Here is a 20,174-nt window from a genome sequence, read left to right as displayed (position 1 = left end):
AGCTGTACATGCAGGCTAAGGCCGTCTGTTTTTTCTGCCTGCGTAAAGCGTGGCAAATTTTTGCGATCACTTTGGTGACACTCGCGGTGTTGGTGTCTGCGCTTAAGTATGCCTTACCTTATGCCAATGATTACAAAAGTAATATAGAAGCGCTGATCCAAAAACAGCTTAATGTTGATATTAGTATCGGCCAGATCAGTGCCAGCTGGGAAGGAAATGGCCCTGCGCTAGTGCTGGAGTCGCTCTCATTTACCGATAATCAAAACTCCCCGATTTCGATTAATATCGCCAAAACCTCTTTGCAGCTTAATGTCTTAGAGTCAGTAAGACAGATGCAAATAGCATCTAACTACTTTGTATTAGAAGGCTTTGAGGCTGATATTGATCTTCGTAAGCTCCGCGCCAATGAGGAGCAAGGTGCATTCGAGCAGCAATCACTCATTGAAAGCTTATTTTTGGGTGATGTTGGCCATTTTGCAGTGCAAAACAGTCGCCTGAATATCACCTTTTCTAGTGGTAAAACACACAGTTTATTACTGAAAGACCTAGTGTGGCAAAACTCCAGCTCGTTACATGAAGGGGCGGGTGAGATTGCACTGCCTGGGTTTTCTCAAGGCCAATTTAATGCCAGATTATCGCTATCTGGTCGCAGGTTGCGAGAGCTGGCAGGAAATATTTATGTATCTGCGGATAAAGTCAACCCCGTCGACTGGTTGGAAGAGTTGATCACCCTAGAATATCCAGATCTAACTGCAGATATCAATGCGCAATTATGGCTTGGTTTTGAGCAAGGCACATTGCAAGATATTACGGTGGATATCAAACCAAGTGTGTTAACTTGGCACGAAGACGACACGCTACGTACGCTAGCGTTGGACGACGCCCAATTTCTACTCACCCCCGATCTGCACGGGTTTTGGATCCAAAGTAGTGGTATTCAGTTTAGCCGCAACCAAATAGCGTTGCCGCCAATTTTAATGGAAGCTTTATGGCATAAGGATAACAAAACCTTTTGGCTAGAAAACATCAATGCCAGTTTATTAGCAGAATTGGCTCAGTTGGCGCAGTTTCCAGGTAGAGACTTACTTTATGGCATGAACCCAAATGGCCAGCTAACTGCTGCCAAGTTTAGTATAGATAGCAATTCCGCATTCTCTGCATGGGGGGTTATTGAAGATATTGCCTTTGAGCCTTATCAGGGGATCCCAGGGATTTATGGCACACGACTAGAGTTGAGCGCAGCAGACGGTCAGTTCAGGCTTAACTTAAGTGCAGAGCAAAGCGAGCTACTATCAAAAGAAACATTCAAGAGTAACCTTGAGATTGAGCAATTAAGTGGCGATATCTTTATTCAAGAGAAGCCCCAGCATGGTTGGCTAGTTTCAAGCCCTAACCTTTGGCTTAGCAATCAAGACGTAGCCTTGGCTACGGAATTTTCGCTACATTTATCTGACGACCCAACACTTGACTTGTATGCTGAGCTATCGGGTGGACGTGGTGAAATTGCGTCTCGATATTTTCCCGTTAGCATCATGCGTAAAAGCTTAGTTGACTATCTTGAAGCAGGTATACAGGGCGGCCAGCATCAGCAAACCCAAGTACTACTTAACGGTCCGCTCTCGCACTTTCCCTTTGCCGATAAACAAGGTCAGTTTGAGGTGAAGTCTCGCCTAAACGATGTCACCTTTGGTTTTGCGCCAAATTGGCCTAGCGTGACTTCTGGGGATGTTACACTGCACTTTGAAAATGAAAGAATGGATATCTATGCGCATCATGGCAAGTTGGTGAATCAAACAATTGATGAAGGGGTTGTCGTCAGCATTGAGGATCTAAACCATGCTGATGTGCTGACCGTTGATATTCTCCATGAAACAGATGCCAGCACGTTACAGCCGTTTTTTGCCAAGACCCCGCTGGTAGACCCGCTTGCTAATATTCTCGACATTGTTCAAGCCTCAGGCACGGCAAAAGGAGATGTGCACCTAGCGGTAGACTTACACAGTGGGGCCGTGAATGCCAAAGGTGAGGTGTATTTAAAGGATAATCCAGTTTTCTTAGCGAAACCTGGGATGCAGCTGCAAAAGGTAACTGGTGTTGTAAAATTCGATGATGACACCATAGAAGTTAACAATTTAGCTGCAACCTGGCTCGATATGCCATTATCGTTGGATTTATCCGGTCACGGTGATAAGCAAAATTACCAAGTGAACACTAAAATAGGCTTGCAAGCTGCAATCGAACAATTGCAACCACACGCCAATGGGATCATTGACGGTTATTTTGATGGCAGCAGTATATTGAACACCGAGCTGGTATTAAACTTTGCAGCAACTGGGTTCAATTACAAAGCAAAGTTTGATAGCGACTTACGTGGGATTGCAAGTTACTTACCTGACCAATTCGCTAAACCGGCAAAGCAAGCTCGGCTACTGAGTGGCACAGTATTGGGCGATGATATCTCTAATTTAATTACGGCGAGTGTCGATAACCAGTTGTATTTCAATGGCATCATTGATAACGATTCGGGTGCTATGCGTAATGCCCACCTCATCATAGGGAGTAAAGACGAGGGGCTAAACGCGACGGGATTTGATATTACAATAAAGCAGCAAGAAGTGGAGCTGCTTCCTTGGTTACCCCTGATTAATCGTATTGTTAAAGCACCTAGATCGGAGTCTGGAGCCGCCTTTATACCTGCACTTAATCAAGTGAGTGGCTCGTTTTCAAAAGTCACTGTGGCGGATATTCCATTTCACGATGTCGATATTGCCATGGCACCATTAAATGGAGCGATGCAGCTTAAGATAAACAGTAAAGAAATGCGCTCACAAGTGGCAATTCCAGCCTCGAATTCAAGCCGTCCAATTCACATCAATAGCGATTATTTACGCCTCAATCTCCCTAAGTCAGAACAATCACCAGAGCCAAGCCCTGAGAAAGAGGAGGATCCTCTAGACTGGTTGCTTAGTTTGCCTGCAACCGAGTTTGTTTGCGCTGACTGTAAGGTCGATGAATATCAGCTAGATAAAGTCAGTTTGTCTTTATTTGGTGATGGTAATCGACTCAATATTTCTGAACTTGTGGTCGATAAAAAAGACCATAAACTCAATGCCAGTGGCCGCTTTGAGCAAGGTAAAACCAGTTTATCTGGCGCGCTAGTCAGTGATGATTTTGGCGAGTTAACCGACGAGTTTGATATCACTTCAACCATTAAAGACTCGCGGGCGAATATTGAATTTGATTTAGCGTGGCAAGGGGCTCCTTATGACATGGATCTTCCTAGCCTTGGTGGAACAATAACATGGCGTTTGGGTGAGGGACACTTAGCTGAAATTAGCGATAATGGCGCGCGGGTATTCTCCTTATTAAGCTTGGATTCGCTGATCCGAAAGCTGCGTCTTGATTTTAGAGATGTGTTTTCTAAAGGCTTTTTCTACAACAGCATGAGCGGCTCAGTACAGTTAAGTAACGGGGTCGCGGTGACTGAAGACACCAAGCTGGACGGTGTTCCCGCTGATTTATCAATACGTGGTTATGCCGATCTGAATACCCATGAAATTAACTATGATCTCGCGGTTGCACCTCAAGTCACTTCTAGTCTACCCGTGATCATGGCTTGGGCCGTCAACCCTGTTACCGGATTAGCAGCTCTGGCATTAGATAAAGTGATCCACTCTGCCCGTGTTATCTCGGAAATTAATTTCAAAATCACTGGGACGATGCAGGAACCTGTGGTTACAGAAGTTGATCGTAAGAGTAAAGAAGTGGAATTACCCAAGCCAATAGTGCCAGAAGAAGAGCCGGCACCTACATCGGCACCCACAACGCCTAAGAAAAATAATCAGGACGAGCTACCTTTGCACTCAGAACCAAAGCACAGTGCTACACTTAAGCAGAGTAAGCAGCCTAGTGAGCCGCAGAGTAAGGAAGGTAATAATGGCTAAAGTGATCGCATTACCAATGTGCTCGGCAAAAACGCCACAAGTGAATTTGGATTACTTGCGTAATCAGCTCGCTAAGTTGGTGATTAATGGCCCCACTTTAGTTTGCTTGCCTGAAACGTGGTTAGCGTTTTGCGATAACGCCCAGCAAACTTGGCAGGAGGCGCTACACAGTGAAGGTTATTTACAAGAGCTTGGCAGACTGTGCCAGCAATATGGTGTTTGGTTAGCGGCGGGCACCATAGCAATACCAAGTTCAGACGAAAAATACCACGCTGCGAGTTTTTTATTTAATGCTCGTGGAGAAGTCGTCGCACGCTATAATAAAATCCATCTGTTTGACGCCGAGGTGAGTGATAACACCAAACGGTATCGAGAGTCAGAACGTACTGAGTCAGGCCAAGATGTTGTAGTGGTAGACAGCCCGTTTGGTAAAATTGGTCTGAGTGTTTGTTATGACTTACGCTTTGCTGGTCTATTTCAGGTGATGAGGGCACAGGGGGCTGAATTGTTTTTGGTTCCGAGTGCATTTACCTGTACAACGGGAGCCGCACACTGGCAACCTTTGCTACAAGCTAGAGCGATTGAAAATCAATGTTATGTGGTTGCAGCCGCTCAGACAGGCAGTCATGAGAATGGCCGAGAAACATACGGGCATAGCTTAATTGTCTCACCTTGGGGCGAGGTACTAGCTGACTCAGGCACGAGTTTAACGCCGATATCACAGTCGATAGATACAGCATTCCTTGATTCGATCCGAAAAAAAATGCCGGTAGCGGATCATAACCGATTTAAAAGTGAGTTTTTATGAGTAATGTAGAGCAGAATTTACTGACCAACAGTCAGCTGACACGAGAGCAATTAGCACAAACACTCGAGTATATTCATCAGCACAAAGTAAATTATGCCGATCTGTACTTTCAATCGAGCCACCATGAAACTTGGGTGTTAGAAGATGGCATAGTCAAAGATGGCAGCTATAACATTGAACGGGGTGTTGGTGTACGTGCTGTGAGCGGCGAAAAAACGGGTTTTAGTTATTCCGATGCTATTAATATCGAAGCTCTCAATAAAGCCGCAGAGGCTGCGCGCAGTATTGCTCAAGCGGGCGAGAACGGCAAAGTCCAAGTATTCAGTGATGTGGCGACTACACTACACTTTCAACCGGCCCAGCCAATCACTAGCATGACCGACGCAGACAAAGTATCGTTATTGAAAGAGATAGAGCAATGTATTCGCGATTTAGCGCCTGAAGCCCAACAGGTGGTTAGTTCATTGTCGGCGGTATACGAGGAAGTGTTAATCGCTGCGAGTGATGGGACGTTTGCTACGGATATCCGTCCGCTAATTCGTTTAAATTGCTCTGTGCTATTGGAAAAAAATGGCCGTCGTGAGCGAGGCAGTGCTGGAGGTGGTGCACGTTTAGACTACGGCTATTTCAAAGAATTAGTAGACGGTAAACCTAGATGGATGCAATTTGCGAAAGAAGCGGTAAGACAAGCGCGAGTCAACCTTGAAGCCATTGATGCGCCAGCAGGAGCTATGCCGGTGGTACTCGGTGCAGGTTGGCCGGGTGTACTGTTACACGAAGCTGTAGGGCATGGTCTTGAAGGGGACTTTAACCGTAAAGGCGCCTCAGCATTCAGTGGTAGGATCGGCGAGCAAGTAGCCTCTAGTTTATGTACGATTGTTGACGATGGCACGATTGCGGACCGCAGAGGCTCATTAAATGTCGATGATGAAGGTACACCAGCGGCTTACAATGTACTGATTGAAAACGGTATTTTAAAAGGTTATATGCAAGATAAACAGAATGCGAGCTTGATGGGGGTTGCACCTACAGGCAATGCTCGCCGCGAGTCATATGCCCATTTACCAATGCCGAGAATGACTAATACCTACATGTTAGCGGGAGCGCACACGCAAGAAGAGATCATTCGTAGTGTCGACAAAGGGATCTTTGCAAGCAACTTTGGTGGAGGGCAAGTTGATATTACCTCTGGCAAGTTTGTGTTCTCAGCCTCAGAAGCCTATTTAATCGAAAATGGTAAAATAACCCAACCGATAAAAGGCGCGACACTGATAGGTAATGGTCCAGATGTCATGAAAAAAGTCTCTATGGTAGGGAATGATCTGGCACTGGATAACGGTGTTGGGGTTTGTGGCAAAGATGGTCAAAGCGTCCCTGTTGGAGTTGGTCAACCTAGCTTAAAGATTGACGAAATCACGGTAGGTGGCACAGCTTAATTCAAATTTGCATTTGATTTAATAACAAAAAGGCGCTGTAGCGCCTTTTTGTATTCTGCCAAAGTAATACCAAATGTATTAAGTAAATGAGCTATTTCATCCTTCAAATTAGAGAACTAGCTCAATTGGTATAACAACAAATCTTAAGGCATGATGGCTTCTTTGAGGTATTGAAACAGCTCTTTGTAGGCTTTACCTGGCTTTTCAGCTTTTACTTCTTTGCTGGCTTGACGAGCCATTTGACGCATTTTTTGGCGCTCAAGTTCAGGGTACTCATTTAAGAGTTCATTGATTTTACTATCCCCTTTGGCAATCACTTCGTCTCGGATCAGCTCTATTTTATTCATCAGTACATCGGCTTGATTATTTTTATTCAGCATCAGATCCATTGCCGCTTGGATCTCTTCTACATTTGCCGTACTACGTAACGTTTTTGCGATGTAATTCATGTGACGACGATAAGCATCGGTTTTTGCACGAATTTTATCTGCAACAGCCATGGCTTCTTTGAGTTCGTCGGTGAGAGGAAGCTTTTCACGCTGTTTCTTGCCAAGCCCTGCTATGTCACAGCCCAGCTCGTGTAGCTCTTGCGCCTCACGTTTCAATTCGCTCTTGGAAACGTAAATAATCTCTTCTTCAGTCGTTTGCTCGTGTTTAGCCATTGGTCTTGTCTATACTATGAATAATTAAGGTCTCTAACGCTAGAGTATACCACAATTGATCACTACAATAGGTAGTAGCTGTGTTAGCATATTAAGTTATAAGCTTTAGTCACAAGAGCGAGCGGATAAGGTATCTATGACTCAACCTCAACAACACCCTATATATAATCAAATTGATGATGTGAAAAACGCTGTTGCCGATGTACTCGCGCAGGCGAAAAAATTAGGTGCGACGTCGGCAGAAGCCGCGATGTCGAGCACATCAGGTCTGTCCGTAAGTACACGTATGGGAGAGGTTGAAACCATCGAGTTTAACCAAGATGGCGGGCTTGGCATTAGTGTCTATGTCGGCAACCATAAAGGCTCAGCTTCAACAGCGGACTTGAGTCCAGAAGCGTTACGCTCAGTGGTCGAAAAAGCGATAGACATCGCTAAATTTACCTCGGATGACCCCTGTAATGGTGTGGCTGATAAAGCGTTACTGGAAATGTCACCGCCCGATCTCGATCTCTTCCACCCTTGGGAAGTCTCTCCCGATGAAGCTATCGATCAGTGTATTGCAGCAGAAAAGGCTGCGCTGGAATACGATCCAAGAATCGTAAACTCTGATGGCGCGAGCTTATCAAGTCACCAGGGGATCCGAGTTTATGGTAATAGTCATGGACTGATTGCAGGCTTCCCCCGCACCAGACATAGCTTAAGCACTATGGTGATCGGTAAGGAAGGGGAGCAAATGCAACGGGATTCAGCATATGCGCTATCTCGAGTACATACGCAGTTAAAATCACCTGAAGATGTTGGCTTAGAGGCCGCCCAGTCTACGTTAGCGAAACTTGGCAGCCGCAAGCTCTCTACACGAAAGGTACCTGTTGTATTTAGAGCTGACATTGCTAACAGTTTGTTTGGACATTTGGTCTCTGGTATTGGTGGTGGGGCTCTCTATCGTAAATCAAGCTTTTTGCTTGATTCCTTGGATACACAAATTTTTAATGCCTGTGTCAACATCGAGGAGAAGCCACATTTACCAAGAGGGCTTGCATCTAGCCCATTTGATAGTGAAGGGGTAAAAACGATAGACCGCGAAATTATTACCGACGGAGTGTTAAATACCTACCTATTGGCAAGTTATGCGGCGCGCAGAATGAATATGCAAGCGACAGGCCATGCAGGTGGCATCCATAACTGGTTAGTAAAACCAACCCACGATGACTTAAATAGCTTGTTGGCAACCATGGGAACTGGCTTGTTAGTCACAGAACTGATGGGACAAGGTGTAAATACAGTAACAGGTGACTATTCAAGAGGGGCGGCAGGCTTTTGGGTTGAAAACGGAACAATTCAGTACCCAGTTAGTGAAATCACCATTGCTGGAAACTTAAAAGATATGTTTTCAGGTATTGTAGGCTTAGGTGGCGATATAGAGCGTCGAGGTGCAGTTCAGACGGGCTCTGTACTACTTAATAGCATGCAGATCGCAGGCGAATAATTCAGAATATATTGAGTAATGCTGGCCAGTTGCCAGCATTGTCTTTTCTTGTTAAACGAGTAACCAAGTTGCTGTTCCAAGGAACGCAAAGATACCAACGATATCGGTTACTGTTGTTAATACTACACTGCCCGCCAACGCTGGATCGATATTCATTTTCTTCAACATAATTGGAATACTTGCGCCTGCGATACCTGCCGCGACTAAGTTCATAAACATAGCGAAGGCAATAACTGCACCGAGCGTGAAATCCCACTGCCATATCGCAATCACACCCGCAATTAATACCGACCAGAGCACCCCATTAAGGGCACCAATCGCCAGCTCTTTACCCATTAAAAACTTTTGGTTTGTTTGGTTGATATGACCAAGTGCAATACCACGGATCACAAGTGTTAGGGTTTGACTACCTGCCACACCACCCATGCTCGGTACGATGCCGTTTAACACAGCAAGAATAGGTAAAATATCTAATGTACCTTCGAAAAAGCTGGCAACAAATGCAGCCATTAACGCCGTGAGCAAGTTAATGCCTAGCCAGATAGAACGGCGTTGGCTACTCTTTAGTACTGGAGCAAAGGTATCTTCTTCATCTTCAAGACCTGCCATGCTCAATAAGCTGTGCTCAGCGTCTTCGCGAATGACGTCGACCACGTCATCGATGGTTACACGGCCGAGTAAGTGGGCGTTATCGTCAACTACAGGGGCTGAAATCCAATTATGACGTTCAAACAGCTGCGCCACTTCAGACTCGTCCATAGAGATAGGGATAGTTTCCTTATCTTCGTCCATCAGTTCTCGGACTATGCTATCTGGAGACTTGGTCAATAAGGTGTTGACGGAAAGCGCCCCTAAAAAGCAGTTGTCTTTATCTACGACATATAGTTCATCCGTACCATCTGGTAATTCACCTTTAAGGCGCAGATAGCGAAATACGACCTCTAATGTCACATCTGGGCGAATAGTTACCGTATCGGTGCTCATTAAAGCACCCGCTGAATGCTCCTTATAAGAGAGCGCTTGCGTGGCACGCTCTCGGTCTTGGCTATCCATGGCACCAATAACGTCTTGATAAACGGTATCAGGCAGGCTACGAAGTACGTCACCAAGGTCATCATCGTCCATGTCCTCGGTTGCGGCAGCAATCAGTTCAGGCTCCATCTGGGCGATGATCCCAAGCCTTACATCTTCAGATAGCTCTTCGAGTACGTCGCCTTGAATATCAGGGTCAACAAGCTGCCAAAGCATTGAGCGAACTTTATGCGGGGATGATTCGAGTAAAAGTGCGGTGTCACAAGGTGCTGTTTCTGCAAGCATGCGCCTAACTTGAACAAACTGACCACTGTTTAAGGCTTTAGTTACCTTTTGGAGTTGTTCCAGTGTGTAGTCTTGTTCAAATACTTCAGGCATAGGCATCCTTTTTGATTATCGTGACAGAAAGTGTTGTTAATAAGTTACCCTGATATTGTTATTGTAGCGCAGAAATCTTTAGGTTTATTCAGTGTGTTTCTGCTGGTGGGTTGTTAGCACATGCAGTGCTATGCGCTTTAGAAACTATCAATTTGCTAAAGCAGCGCATATCGGGTTACTAATCGGAATTACAGTGTAACTCAGTTTACTTTGAACTACCAAGGGTTACGCTTGATAATGAGTGACTTATTCACTCACAAGTGTAGGGGGAGGAGGGTAGCAATTAAGAGCTGAATCAACCCTGAGTGTCAGTAATTACAGCGAATTGAGCTTAATGTTGCTGAATAAAGCAAAGAGGTTTTACTCAGATTCGTTAAACTTATTTGCAATTAAACGGCCAATGGCATTGAGGGCAGGCTGGGCATCGGGGCCTTCACATACAACACGGACTTCTTTTCCCTGGCTACTCTCTAGTAAGAGCAGTGCTAGCACGCTGTCTGCCGCAGCACTTTTTTCACCTTGATACAAAGTCACCTCGGCATCAAATTGCGTGGCCAGTTGTGCAAGCTCGGTTGCTGCTCGCGCATGTAAACCGAGTTTATTTTGAATTAAAAACGTATTTTCTAGCATTAATCTTCTTGCTCGCGATGGCGAATTTTTACGTTAGGATGGGTTTTGGCAAACCGCTCTCCAATCGTTTGTGCTAGATATACTGAGCGGTGTTGGCCGCCAGTACAGCCGATTGCAATAGTTAAATAGCTGCGGTTGTTGCGTTCTAAATGTGGCAACCAAGTCTGTACAAAGGTTTGAATTTGCCAAGTGAACTTTTGCACAATACTATGACTTGATAAATAGTCTTTTACCGGTTGGTCGAGGCCTGTTAACGGTTTTAGCTCCGGCTCCCAGTGTGGGTTTGGCAAAAAACGTGCATCGAATACGTAATCTGCCTGTTTTGGGATCCCGTGTTTAAAGCCGAAAGACTCAAAGGTAATAATCAGTTGTTTGTCTTTTTTTCCTAAGATCTTTTCTCGAATATCTTCAGCAAGTTGGTGCACACTAAGGCTTGTTGTGTCGATGAGAAAGTCGGCGCGGGTGATCAACACATCCAGTAACTCACGCTCTTTCTTTATTGCAACATCTAAAGGAAGGTTGTGTAGCGAAAGTGGATGCAAACGACGAGTTTCAGAAAACCGTTTAATCAGTGTTTGATCATCACTGTCTAGATAGAAGAGAACCGGTTTGGCAAACCCAGGTAAATATTCAAGTATGTCATTGAATTCATCTTGCTCTTTGGGCAAGTTTCTCACATCAATACTCACCGCAATCTTGTTGTAGTTATCAGAAACACTACGGACTAGAGAGGGGAGTAGATTGACTGGAATATTATCAACACAATAGTAGCCTAAGTCTTCCAGTACTCGAAGCGCTACGGACTTACCAGAGCCTGAGCGGCCGCTAATAATGATAAGCTCGAGTCCTTTTTCTTCATCACTCATCAGATTCACCTTGGATCACTGTGTATAACTCATCGTCACTTTTTGCTTGCCTCAGCTGTTTACAAAAAGCCTTGTCTTTGAGTGTATCAGCAATCGCTGCTAAGGTCTTCAGGTGTTGTTGATTATCCCCTTCGGGTACGATGAATGCGACAAAAATGTCGACAGGCTGCTTATCAATAGCTTCGAATGGTATCCCTTGCTCACTAACAAGGACCATAGCAAGTATTTTATCTAGTCCTTCTAGGCGACCATGGGGAATGGCAATACCCTTACCTATGCCTGTACTACCCAGCTTTTCTCTTGCCATTAAGGCATCCAAGATAGCATGCTGACTGGTATCAGGGATTTGGCTATGCGCTAGTTCACTGATGTATTCTAAAATACGTTTTTTGCTATTAAAAAGGACCGCAGCCTTACTGCAGTCCTTGTTCACTAATTCACTTAATTTCATTTTAGTGTCGAGTGAGCTTCTCTTTGTATTTAATAACTTGACGGTCTAGCTTATCGATAAGTCCATCAATTGCAGCATACATGTCTTGATGCTCTGTTGATGCAAATAGCTCGCCGCCGTTAACATGCAGTGTTGCCTCTGCTTTTTGTACTAGCTTCTCGACATCAAGGATCACATGCACGTTGTTGATATGATCAAAGTGCCTTTCTAGCTTCGCAAACTTGTTGGTGACATAGTCTCTTAAAGAGTCTGTAATTTCTACATGGCGACCAGTTAAATTTAGTTGCATAAGCATTTTTCCTTCTTAAGTTTTACGTCTTATATCAAGCTCTTACGCTGATTTGACGGTGGAATGGCTAGTGATTCACGATATTTTGCTATCGTGCGTCTCGCTACCTTAATTCCTTGCTCAGCTAAAATATCTGCAATTTTGCTATCACTCAGTGGTTTAGCAGTATTCTCTGCAGCTATCAGCTTTTTGATCAGTGCTCTAATTGCAGTAGAAGAGCACTCACCTCCGTTTTCTGTACTTACATGGCTGGAGAAGAAATACTTCAGTTCAAAGATGCCCCTAGGGGTATGCATATACTTTTGTGTCGTCACACGGGATATTGTGGACTCATGCATATCGACCATTTCAGCGACATCATTTAACACCATAGGGCGCATTGCTTCAGGGCCATGTTCAAAGAATGCCTGTTGTTGTTGCACAATGCAATTAGTAACTTTCAATAAAGTATCATTGCGGCTTTCTAAACTTTTAATGAACCATTTTGCTTCTTGTAAATGCGAACGAATGAACTGACTGTCGGTGCTGGATTTAGCCGTTCTCGACATCGCTGCATAGTGATCGTTTACTCTTATTTTTGGCATGGCATCGGGATTTAGCTCGACAACCCAGCGGCCTTTGACCTTTTTAACCGACACATCAGGGATCACGTATTCTGGTTCTTCGTGAATAATACTCGCGGCAGGCTTTGGATTGAGGCTATGGATCAAGGTCATGACCTCTTTAAGCTCAGCCTCTTTGAGACGTGTCTTTTTCGCTAAGGTGCGATAATCGCGACTAGCAAGTAAATCGATATGCTCCGTCAAGATCATCTTGGTTTCGGCAATCCAAGGGGTGTCAGGAGCAAACTGATTTAACTGAATACACAGACACTCTTGTAGACTGCGAGCGGCAATGCCAACAGGGTCAAATAGTTGAATGCGTTTAAGTACGGCTTCAATCTCATCTAACTCAATCGGTTCCTCGCTGTCTTCATCGTTAATACTTTCCAAGATGTCTTCACAAGACAGGGTTAAAATCCCAGATTGGTCAACTGCTTCGATTATTGCGATTGCGATGGCTCGGTCTGTGGGGCTAAATGGTGTTAGTTCGAGTTGCCACATTAGATAGTCATGAAGTGACTCAGAGGTTTCGCCTTGATAAACATTATCATCATCGGGCAATGGGCCGGAGCTTGCAGCGGGGGCTGCACTCATATATTCATCCCAAGTGACATCCATGGCCAAGTCATCACTCACAGTGTCCTTAGTCATGGCGGTGTCAGAGTCCATCTCATAGTCACTAACTTGAGCTTCATCGTTGGTGTTTTGGTTGTCGTCTGAGTTGGTTTTTTCTTGCGAGTTTTGGTCTGTACTCTCGACGTCAGTACCGTCACCTTCTTCCACTTCTAACAAAGGATTGCTATCCAAAGCTTCTTGAATTTCTTGTTGCAGATCCAATGTACTAAGCTGCAGCAGACGGATAGCCTGTTGCAGTTGTGGAGTCATTGTAAGTTGCTGCCCCATGCGCAGCTGTAATGATTGCCTCATGTATCTCTAACAATCCTTTTTAACAGTTATTAATACTACGTCTTAACTATAGCTTGAATTGTTCGCCTAGGTAGACATCTCTTACAGTTTGATCCGCCAAAACATCTTCTGGCGTGCCAGCAGCGATTAACTCGCCGTGTGAAACTATGTAGGCTTTCTCACATACATCAAGCGTTTCCCTTACATTGTGATCGGTGATCAGCACACCAATACCACGATTTTTGAGATGCTCAATGATTGTCTTTATATCTAACACCGAAATAGGATCAACGCCAGCAAAAGGTTCATCTAACAAAATAAACTTAGGGTTTGCGGCTAACGCGCGAGCAATTTCAACCCGCCTACGTTCACCACCAGACAAAGCCATTCCTTGAGAATCGCGAATATGTTGAATGTTAAACTCATCGAGCAGCTCATTTAATTCGGCTTCTCTTTCTACTTTAGATAAATCTTTACGAGTTTCCAAAATAGCCATCAGGTTTTGATAGACCGTTAGCTTTCTAAAAATCGATGATTCCTGTGGCAAATAGCCGATCCCTAGCCTAGCTCGGCTGTGCATTGGTAACAGGGTGATGTCTTCATCATCAATTTGGATAAAGCCTTTATCACTCGGTACAAGGCCTACAATCATATAGAAAGTCGTGGTTTTTCCGGCACCATTTGGTCCTAGTAAGCCAACAATGCTGCCGGCTTTAACACTCAGTCCAACATTTTTGACGACCTGACGACCTTTATAGCTCTTTGCCAAACCCGTTGCTTTGAGCTCGCTCATGAATTGTTACCTTCTTCCTGGGCTTTTTCGTCTTTTTTGCTTTTTTTGTCATCAACAGGAACAAGAATCGTCCGTACTCGGGAATCTTCTTGGTCGGAGCGCTCAGCACTGATCAGTTGCTTTTCGATATCATAGGTGATCACTTGGGCATTTATTTTTTGGCCTGTTTGATTGATCTCAGCATCACCAGAAATAACCAAAGTGCCCTTAGCAACGTCATAACGAATCTCATTTGCTTTGGCTTCTAGCAAGTTTCCGTCTGGTTGACGCTCGCTGAAAATTGCCGGGCTGCCAGTTGCAACTAACAGCTGCTTATTAGTACCTAGCTCAGCGCGGCGATGCACCTCTAAACGGTCTGCATTGATTTTTCTGTTGCCATGGATGATGACAACATTTTGCTCAAAAATACCGATATTACTTTGCAGCTGAGCTTGCTGGCGGCCAGCATCGATAATGACTTCGTTTTGTTCTGCAGCCATTGCAAAAGTAGAACTGGTAAGCAAGCCGATGAAAACTAGTTTGTTAATTATTTTACTGGTCATAATAAATTGTCTTTGTATGGTTGATGAGTTCGATCACCTGCTTTTGCAAGTCCGCATGCAAGCCTTTACCTGTGATCTTTAGGCTTGGACCTGTGATAACAACCGGATGTTCCGACTTCATCAATTTCTGCTTAATCTCAACTCTTACATTATCGGCATTGATATCGCTAATCATCGCGTCTGGCGTTAAGTTCTTTGCCAAGACATTGCCTTCTAATATTAAGGTATTATTCTCGTATAGTGTTGCTTCAGATGCACTTATTTGCCAATTTTGTTCGCCGTTATATAAGGTGAAAATGGGCTTTTCAAAATGACTAAAGCCAAGGTCTTGATATAGCTCCATCTTATCAGCCGTTACCTGATAATTTAATAAGCCATTTTCACTATAGGTAGTCTGTTCTAGTGCTCTGGCAACATAATCAGGCTTTGCTAACGGTTCATCTTCGCTTTTTGTGTCTACTTCGGCTGGGTTGAACATAGGAGACCACATCCATACCATTAATGAAGCAAAAACAATGAGTAAGACGACACGCATTACGGTCATGTACTTGATCCTTTAGAGGTGAGTAAATGATCTTGACTGAGCATCAGTAAATCAGTGAGCTCTCTTACTGCGCCAAAGCCACCGGGCATCAATGTCGTATAGTGTGCAATTCGCTTGATGAGCGGATGAGCATCGTTTACAGCAACCGCAAATCCAACTTGTTCCATTACTGGTAAGTCAGGGCCATCATCACCAATGTAGGCGATGTCATTATCGCTAAGGTTTAACTTAGCTTTGAGTTCGTCATATGCCACAAGCTTGTTTTCTTGCCCTTGGTAAATATGAGTTACATTTAAACTAGTCATTCGTTGCTGAACTATTTGTGAATGTCGACCAGTGATCACGGCCACTTCAATACCAGAGTTTACCAACGCTTTGATACCAAAGCCGTCTTTGGTGTTAAATGCCTTAAGTTCTTCACCATTGTTACCAAGGTAAATACGGCCGTCAGAGAATACACCGTCAATATCACAAATTAATAGCTTTATCTGCTTGGCTCTTTGCCATGCATCTACTGAAATGTCTTGATAAAGATCGTTAAACTGCATTACAGCACTCCCGCTCTGAGTAAGTCTTGTGTATTCAATGCACCAACGGGGACGTTATTGTCATCAACAACAATTAGCCCATTAATACGCTTGTTTTCCATAATATTAAGTACTTCGGCAGCGAGCATAGTTGCGCGAGCTGTGGTACTTTTGGCGGTCATTACCTGTGTGATCGGCGTTGTATGAATATCAACTTTTTGCTCAATAATGCGGCGCAAGTCACCGTCAGTAAAAATACCTTGCAGTTGGCTTTGTTCATTGACGATGGCTGTCATACCTAAGCTTTTGGCTGACATTTCAAATAGCGCTTCTTTGACAGTACATTTGCTGCTCACCATTGGGATGGCCTTGCCTTGATGCATGATATCAGCAACCGTTAGCAGCAATCGTTTACCTAGGCTGCCGCCGGGATGAGAAAGTGCAAAGTCGTCAGCAGTAAAGCCTCTGGCTTCGAGTAAAGCAACGGCAAGCGCATCACCCATGACTAGCGTGGCAGTTGTACTCGCTGTTGGCGCTAACCCTAAAGGACATGCCTCTTTTGAGACCTTGACACACAGATGAACTGTCGCATTACGGGCCATTGTTGAGTTTGGGTTGCCTGTCATTGAAATAACCGGTGCGCCGAGTCGTTTGATCACAGGTAAAATAGAGATGACTTCTTGGGTTTCACCTGAGTTGGAAATCATTAGTACTACATCATCTTTGGTGATCATGCCTAAATCACCGTGACTGGCCTCACCAGGATGGACAAAAAATGCTGGGGTGCCAGTACTGGCTAAGGTGGCAGCAATTTTATTACCAATATGACCTGACTTTCCCATGCCAATAACAATGATCCGCCCTTGGCAGCTGAACATAATCTCACAGGCTTTGGCAAACTGTTGATCAACAAACTGTTGTACTTCTTCTATTGCTGCAAGCTCAGTTGCAAAAACTTGGTTTGCAGAATCAATAAATGGGTTCGTTGTCACATGGGTTCCTTAAATGATGTAGTAAATATATCCGACGAAGCTTGCGACTAACACGCCACCTTCTAAACGATTAATACGACGCTTACCGGTCAAGCTAAGGCTCATTAACAGCAGTAATAAAGTGGCACCGAGCATGATGAAAATATCACGTGAAGCAATATTGGCATCCAGTGTTGACGGGTTAATGATGCCAGCTATCGAAAGCACTGCGAGAATATTAAAAATATTCGAACCGATAATATTGCCAAGTGCTAAATCGTCTTCGTTTTTCAATACGCCGGCAACACAAGCTGCTAATTCAGGGAGGCTAGTTCCTACGGCGATGATGGTCAGGCCAATCAAAAGGTCGCTCATGCCGAAGTATTTGGCAATATCAACTGCTGCGCCAACTAAGTAATCTGCACTCACAGGTAGGAGGATCATGCCAACCACGAGCCAAAAAATGGCTTTTTGGGTTGGGATATTATCTGGCACTTCTTCACAAGCCTCACTAACAAATGGGTCTTCGCTGTCATTACCCCCGCGCTTGGTGACAATAATTAGCGCCAGTAAAAATGCAACAAAGCCGATGAGCAAGGCGATGCCTTCAACAAAACTAAACTGGTTATCGCTAACGATATACCACGCGGCCAGTGAAACAATCACGAGAAGAGGCATCTCGCGGCGTAATATCCCAGAGCCAACGGAGAGTGGTCTCAATAACGCGGTGATCCCCAGGACGAGTAGAATATTAGCTATATTAGAACCGACGGCATTACCAACAGCTGTGTCTGTTTTATCTGCAAGTGCGGCTTGTGCAGCTACCATCATCTCTGGCGCTGAAGAGCCCATGGCGACAATCGTTAAACCAACAATTAATGTTGGTACACCAAAATTTCGTGCTAAAGCGGCCGCACCAAAAACAAAGCGGTCAGCACTCCAAACCAGTGCAATAAAGCCAAGAATGAGAATAACAAACGATAAAACCATGAACCTCTAGCCAATAGGATTAAAATTTCGTTAGATACTACCAAATGCGCTTTGGAAAGTATAAGCAAACCGTGACATTTCACTACTTACAAAATTTTACCAAAACGATTTTCCATCTTGTTTGAAAAAAAAGTATCATACTTGGATGAATATAGTCTTGATCTGGAGAGCGACTTGTCGCAGTCAATTGTAGAAATCAAGGATGTAACCTTTACCCGGGGTGAAAGGGTCATCTACAAAAACATGAGCTTTTCCGTACCAAAAGGCAAAATTACCGCAATAATGGGGCCCAGTGGCATAGGTAAAACGACCATGCTACGTTTGATTGGTGGCCAACTAAAACCTGATAGTGGTGATATTCTTTTTGCTGGAAACAGTATTCCTAAAATGTCTCGTGCCGCATTGTATCAAGCCAGAACCCGCATGAGCATGCTATTCCAAAGTGGTGCGCTATTCACCGACATGAGCGTGTTTGACAATATCGCTTTTCCGCTAAGAGAACATACTGAACTCTCTGAAGAGTTAATTCGTTTGGTGGTGTTGATGAAGTTGCAGGCGGTTGGGCTTCGCGGTGCGAAAGATTTAATGCCCGCAGAGTTGTCCGGTGGTATGGCGCGACGTGCGGCGCTTGCCCGTGCGATTGCGCTCGATCCCGAACTCATTATGTACGATGAACCTTTTGCAGGACAAGATCCGATCTCAATGGGTGTGTTGGTTCGTTTAATTAAATCACTCAACGAAGTATTGGGGTTATCGTCTTTGATAGTAACGCACGATGTCACTGAAGTACTCAGTATTGCTGATCATGTGGTGATTATCGCTGAACAGGGTGTTATCGGTTCCGGTACGCCAGAGCAAATGCTTGAGCATGAATCCCCCTTAGTTCAACAGTTTTTACAAGGCCTTGCAGATGGACCGGTGCCGTTCCATTTTGACGCGCCTGATTATCAGCAAGCACTGTTGCAAGGAGAGTAGGTATGGTCGATTTTCTGCAAAAAATAGGTCATAAAACACTGAGTCGGTTTGCCGCTCTTGGCCGTGCAACGAATATGTTATTTGGTGCTTTGTTTAGCCTGCCAAATTTTCGTAAGGGAACGCCACTGCTAATTAAACAGCTTTACATGATAGGTCACCAGTCTTTGTTGATCATCATGGTCTCTGGCCTGTTTATTGGTATGGTGCTGGCGCTACAGGGTTATACGGTTTTAGTGGGCTATGGTGCTGAAGACAGTCTTGGACCTTTGGTTGCTTTAAGTCTATTAAGAGAGTTAGGCCCAGTGGTAACAGCATTACTATTTGCTGGACGTGCGGGCAGTGCGTTAACCGCAGAAATAGGTTTAATGAAAGCAACTGAGCAGTTATCTAGTTTAGAAATGATGGCAATAGATCCGCTAAAGCGGGTGATTTCACCGCGTTTTTGGGCAGGCTTCATTAGTATGCCTTTGCTGGCGTTAATTTTTTCAGCAATCGCTATTTTAGGAGCACACTTGGTTGGTGTTGATTGGTTAGGCGTAGATTCAGGTAGTTTCTGGTCAATTATGCAATCGCAAGTGTCGTTTCAAAAAGACATTTTAAACGGTCTTATTAAGAGTTTCGTATTTGCACTATTAGTAACTTGGATCGCGTTATACAAAGGGTATGACTGTATCCCAACTTCTGAGGGGATCAGTAAAGCGACGACGGAGACGGTAGTTCACTCTTCTCTGGCTGTACTGGGCTTCGACTTTGTATTAACAGCGGTTATGTTTTCAAGTTAAAAGGTTTTAAAAAATGAATACACGGAAAATAGAAATTTTAGTTGGGTTATTCGTGGCACTGGGCGTTGCAGCTTTTGTTATGTTAGCGCTTAAAGTGGCAAACTCAGGCTTGAGCGGCAATGGTGAAACTTATACGTTACAAGCTAAATTTGAAAACATCGGTTCATTAAAAACACGCGCACCGATAAAAGTGGGGGGCGTTGTAATTGGCCGAGTAGATGGTATCCAAATCCATCCACAAGAGTTTGTGCCTGTTGTATCAATGAGCATAGACAAAAACTACGAATGTCAGTTTTCTGATACCTCGTCGGTCTCTATTTTGACTTCAGGTATTTTAGGTGAGCAATATTTAGGTATTTCTCCTGTTATCGCAGCTGAGTCAGCGAAGCAAAAATGTTTAGGTCAGGAAGTTACGAGTGAAGACAGTGTTGATCTGGAGTCTCTTTTTGGTGTCGAAACCAAAGCGCTAAAAGACGGCGATATGATCACTGATACAAAGTCTGCACTTGTGCTAGAAGAGTTAATTGGTCAGTTCCTATTTAATCAAGGGAGCGAGTAAA

General features: G+C 44.3%; 20 protein-coding genes. 7 read left to right on the top strand and 13 right to left on the bottom strand.

Annotated elements, in window-relative coordinates; genetic code table 11:
• Window positions 1–8: 8 nt before the first annotated feature.
• The 3 genes from CEX98_RS16885 to tldD are packed head-to-tail and all read left to right on the top strand — an operon-like array spanning window position 9 to window position 6,188.
• Window positions 9–3,944: a YhdP family protein gene (locus CEX98_RS16885; protein ID WP_099643192.1), complete on the top strand. Its 3,936-nt coding sequence runs from the start codon at window positions 9–11 to the stop codon at window positions 3,942–3,944.
• Window positions 3,937–4,752, top strand: a complete 816-nt coding sequence (locus CEX98_RS16880) for a carbon-nitrogen hydrolase family protein (RefSeq protein ID WP_099643191.1) — start codon at window positions 3,937–3,939, stop codon at window positions 4,750–4,752. Before CEX98_RS16885 ends, CEX98_RS16880 begins: the two co-directional genes overlap by 8 nt.
• Window positions 4,749–6,188 (top strand): metalloprotease TldD, encoded by a 1,440-nt coding sequence (gene tldD, locus CEX98_RS16875; protein ID WP_099643190.1) that lies wholly within the window; start codon window positions 4,749–4,751, stop codon window positions 6,186–6,188. Before CEX98_RS16880 ends, tldD begins: the two co-directional genes overlap by 4 nt.
• Window positions 6,189–6,331: 143 nt before the next feature.
• On the opposite strand, the gene yjgA is transcribed toward tldD, so the two are convergent.
• A complete protein-coding gene (gene yjgA, locus CEX98_RS16870) occupies window positions 6,332–6,850 on the bottom strand; it encodes a ribosome biogenesis factor YjgA (RefSeq protein WP_099643189.1) in 519 nt (172 codons plus the stop codon).
• Window positions 6,851–6,986: 136 nt separating this feature from the next.
• Here yjgA and pmbA point away from each other — a divergent pair, with 136 nt between their 5' ends.
• A complete protein-coding gene (pmbA, locus tag CEX98_RS16865; RefSeq protein ID WP_099643188.1) occupies window positions 6,987–8,336 on the top strand; it encodes a metalloprotease PmbA in 1,350 nt (449 codons plus the stop codon).
• A gap of 51 nt (window positions 8,337–8,387) precedes the next feature.
• Here the strand turns inward: pmbA and mgtE are convergent, their stop codons facing one another.
• The 12 genes from mgtE to CEX98_RS16805 form a co-directional block, all read right to left on the bottom strand.
• Window positions 8,388–9,746: a magnesium transporter gene (gene mgtE, locus CEX98_RS16860; RefSeq protein ID WP_099643187.1), complete on the bottom strand. Its 1,359-nt coding sequence runs from the start codon at window positions 9,744–9,746 to the stop codon at window positions 8,388–8,390.
• A 360-nt stretch (window positions 9,747–10,106) separates the two neighbouring features.
• On the bottom strand, window positions 10,107–10,376 hold the full coding sequence (locus CEX98_RS16855) for an HPr family phosphocarrier protein (protein WP_099643186.1): 270 nt from the start codon (window positions 10,374–10,376) through the stop codon (window positions 10,107–10,109).
• Entirely contained in the window at window positions 10,376–11,242 is an 867-nt protein-coding gene (gene rapZ / locus CEX98_RS16850) for an RNase adapter RapZ (RefSeq protein WP_099643185.1), read from the bottom strand. The genes CEX98_RS16855 and rapZ overlap by 1 nt, the downstream gene beginning before the upstream one ends.
• Window positions 11,235–11,693 (bottom strand): PTS IIA-like nitrogen regulatory protein PtsN, encoded by a 459-nt coding sequence (gene ptsN / locus CEX98_RS16845; RefSeq protein ID WP_099643184.1) that lies wholly within the window; start codon window positions 11,691–11,693, stop codon window positions 11,235–11,237. Before ptsN ends, rapZ begins: the two co-directional genes overlap by 8 nt.
• Window position 11,694: 1 nt before the next feature.
• Window positions 11,695–11,982, bottom strand: coding sequence for a ribosome hibernation promoting factor (hpf, locus tag CEX98_RS16840; RefSeq protein WP_099643183.1), 288 nt, complete (start codon window positions 11,980–11,982; stop codon window positions 11,695–11,697).
• A gap of 29 nt (window positions 11,983–12,011) precedes the next feature.
• Entirely contained in the window at window positions 12,012–13,511 is a 1,500-nt protein-coding gene (locus tag CEX98_RS16835; RefSeq protein WP_099643182.1) for an RNA polymerase factor sigma-54, read from the bottom strand.
• Between the two features lie 46 nt (window positions 13,512–13,557).
• Entirely contained in the window at window positions 13,558–14,283 is a 726-nt protein-coding gene (gene lptB / locus CEX98_RS16830) for an LPS export ABC transporter ATP-binding protein (protein WP_099643181.1), read from the bottom strand.
• Window positions 14,280–14,825 (bottom strand): lipopolysaccharide transport periplasmic protein LptA, encoded by a 546-nt coding sequence (lptA, locus tag CEX98_RS16825; RefSeq protein WP_099643180.1) that lies wholly within the window; start codon window positions 14,823–14,825, stop codon window positions 14,280–14,282. Before lptA ends, lptB begins: the two co-directional genes overlap by 4 nt.
• Window positions 14,815–15,369, bottom strand: coding sequence for an LPS export ABC transporter periplasmic protein LptC (gene lptC, locus CEX98_RS16820; RefSeq protein ID WP_099643179.1), 555 nt, complete (start codon window positions 15,367–15,369; stop codon window positions 14,815–14,817). Before lptC ends, lptA begins: the two co-directional genes overlap by 11 nt.
• Window positions 15,366–15,917 (bottom strand): 3-deoxy-manno-octulosonate-8-phosphatase KdsC, encoded by a 552-nt coding sequence (gene kdsC, locus CEX98_RS16815; RefSeq protein WP_099643178.1) that lies wholly within the window; start codon window positions 15,915–15,917, stop codon window positions 15,366–15,368. The genes lptC and kdsC overlap by 4 nt, the downstream gene beginning before the upstream one ends.
• Window positions 15,917–16,888: a KpsF/GutQ family sugar-phosphate isomerase gene (locus CEX98_RS16810; protein WP_099643177.1), complete on the bottom strand. Its 972-nt coding sequence runs from the start codon at window positions 16,886–16,888 to the stop codon at window positions 15,917–15,919. Before CEX98_RS16810 ends, kdsC begins: the two co-directional genes overlap by 1 nt.
• Before the next feature lie 9 nt (window positions 16,889–16,897).
• Complete coding sequence (locus CEX98_RS16805) at window positions 16,898–17,857, bottom strand: calcium/sodium antiporter (RefSeq protein WP_099643176.1); 960 nt, start codon at window positions 17,855–17,857, stop codon at window positions 16,898–16,900.
• Between the two features lie 174 nt (window positions 17,858–18,031).
• On the opposite strand from CEX98_RS16805, the gene CEX98_RS16800 reads away from it, so the two are divergent.
• From CEX98_RS16800 to mlaD, 3 genes are read left to right on the top strand one after another with little or no spacing between them, the layout of a single operon-like run.
• Window positions 18,032–18,832 (top strand): ATP-binding cassette domain-containing protein, encoded by an 801-nt coding sequence (locus tag CEX98_RS16800; protein ID WP_172439791.1) that lies wholly within the window; start codon window positions 18,032–18,034, stop codon window positions 18,830–18,832.
• A gap of 2 nt (window positions 18,833–18,834) precedes the next feature.
• Entirely contained in the window at window positions 18,835–19,614 is a 780-nt protein-coding gene (mlaE, locus tag CEX98_RS16795) for a lipid asymmetry maintenance ABC transporter permease subunit MlaE (protein ID WP_099643175.1), read from the top strand.
• A 13-nt stretch (window positions 19,615–19,627) separates the two neighbouring features.
• Window positions 19,628–20,173: an outer membrane lipid asymmetry maintenance protein MlaD gene (gene mlaD / locus CEX98_RS16790; protein WP_099643174.1), complete on the top strand. Its 546-nt coding sequence runs from the start codon at window positions 19,628–19,630 to the stop codon at window positions 20,171–20,173.
• Window position 20,174: the final 1 nt, after the last annotated feature.

It is taken from the genome of Pseudoalteromonas piscicida, assembly GCF_002744175.1.
Classification (GTDB): domain Bacteria; phylum Pseudomonadota; class Gammaproteobacteria; order Enterobacterales; family Alteromonadaceae; genus Pseudoalteromonas; species Pseudoalteromonas piscicida_B.
Note: the sequence above shows the minus strand (reverse complement) of the source record. Positions and strands in the feature narration are given on the sequence as shown.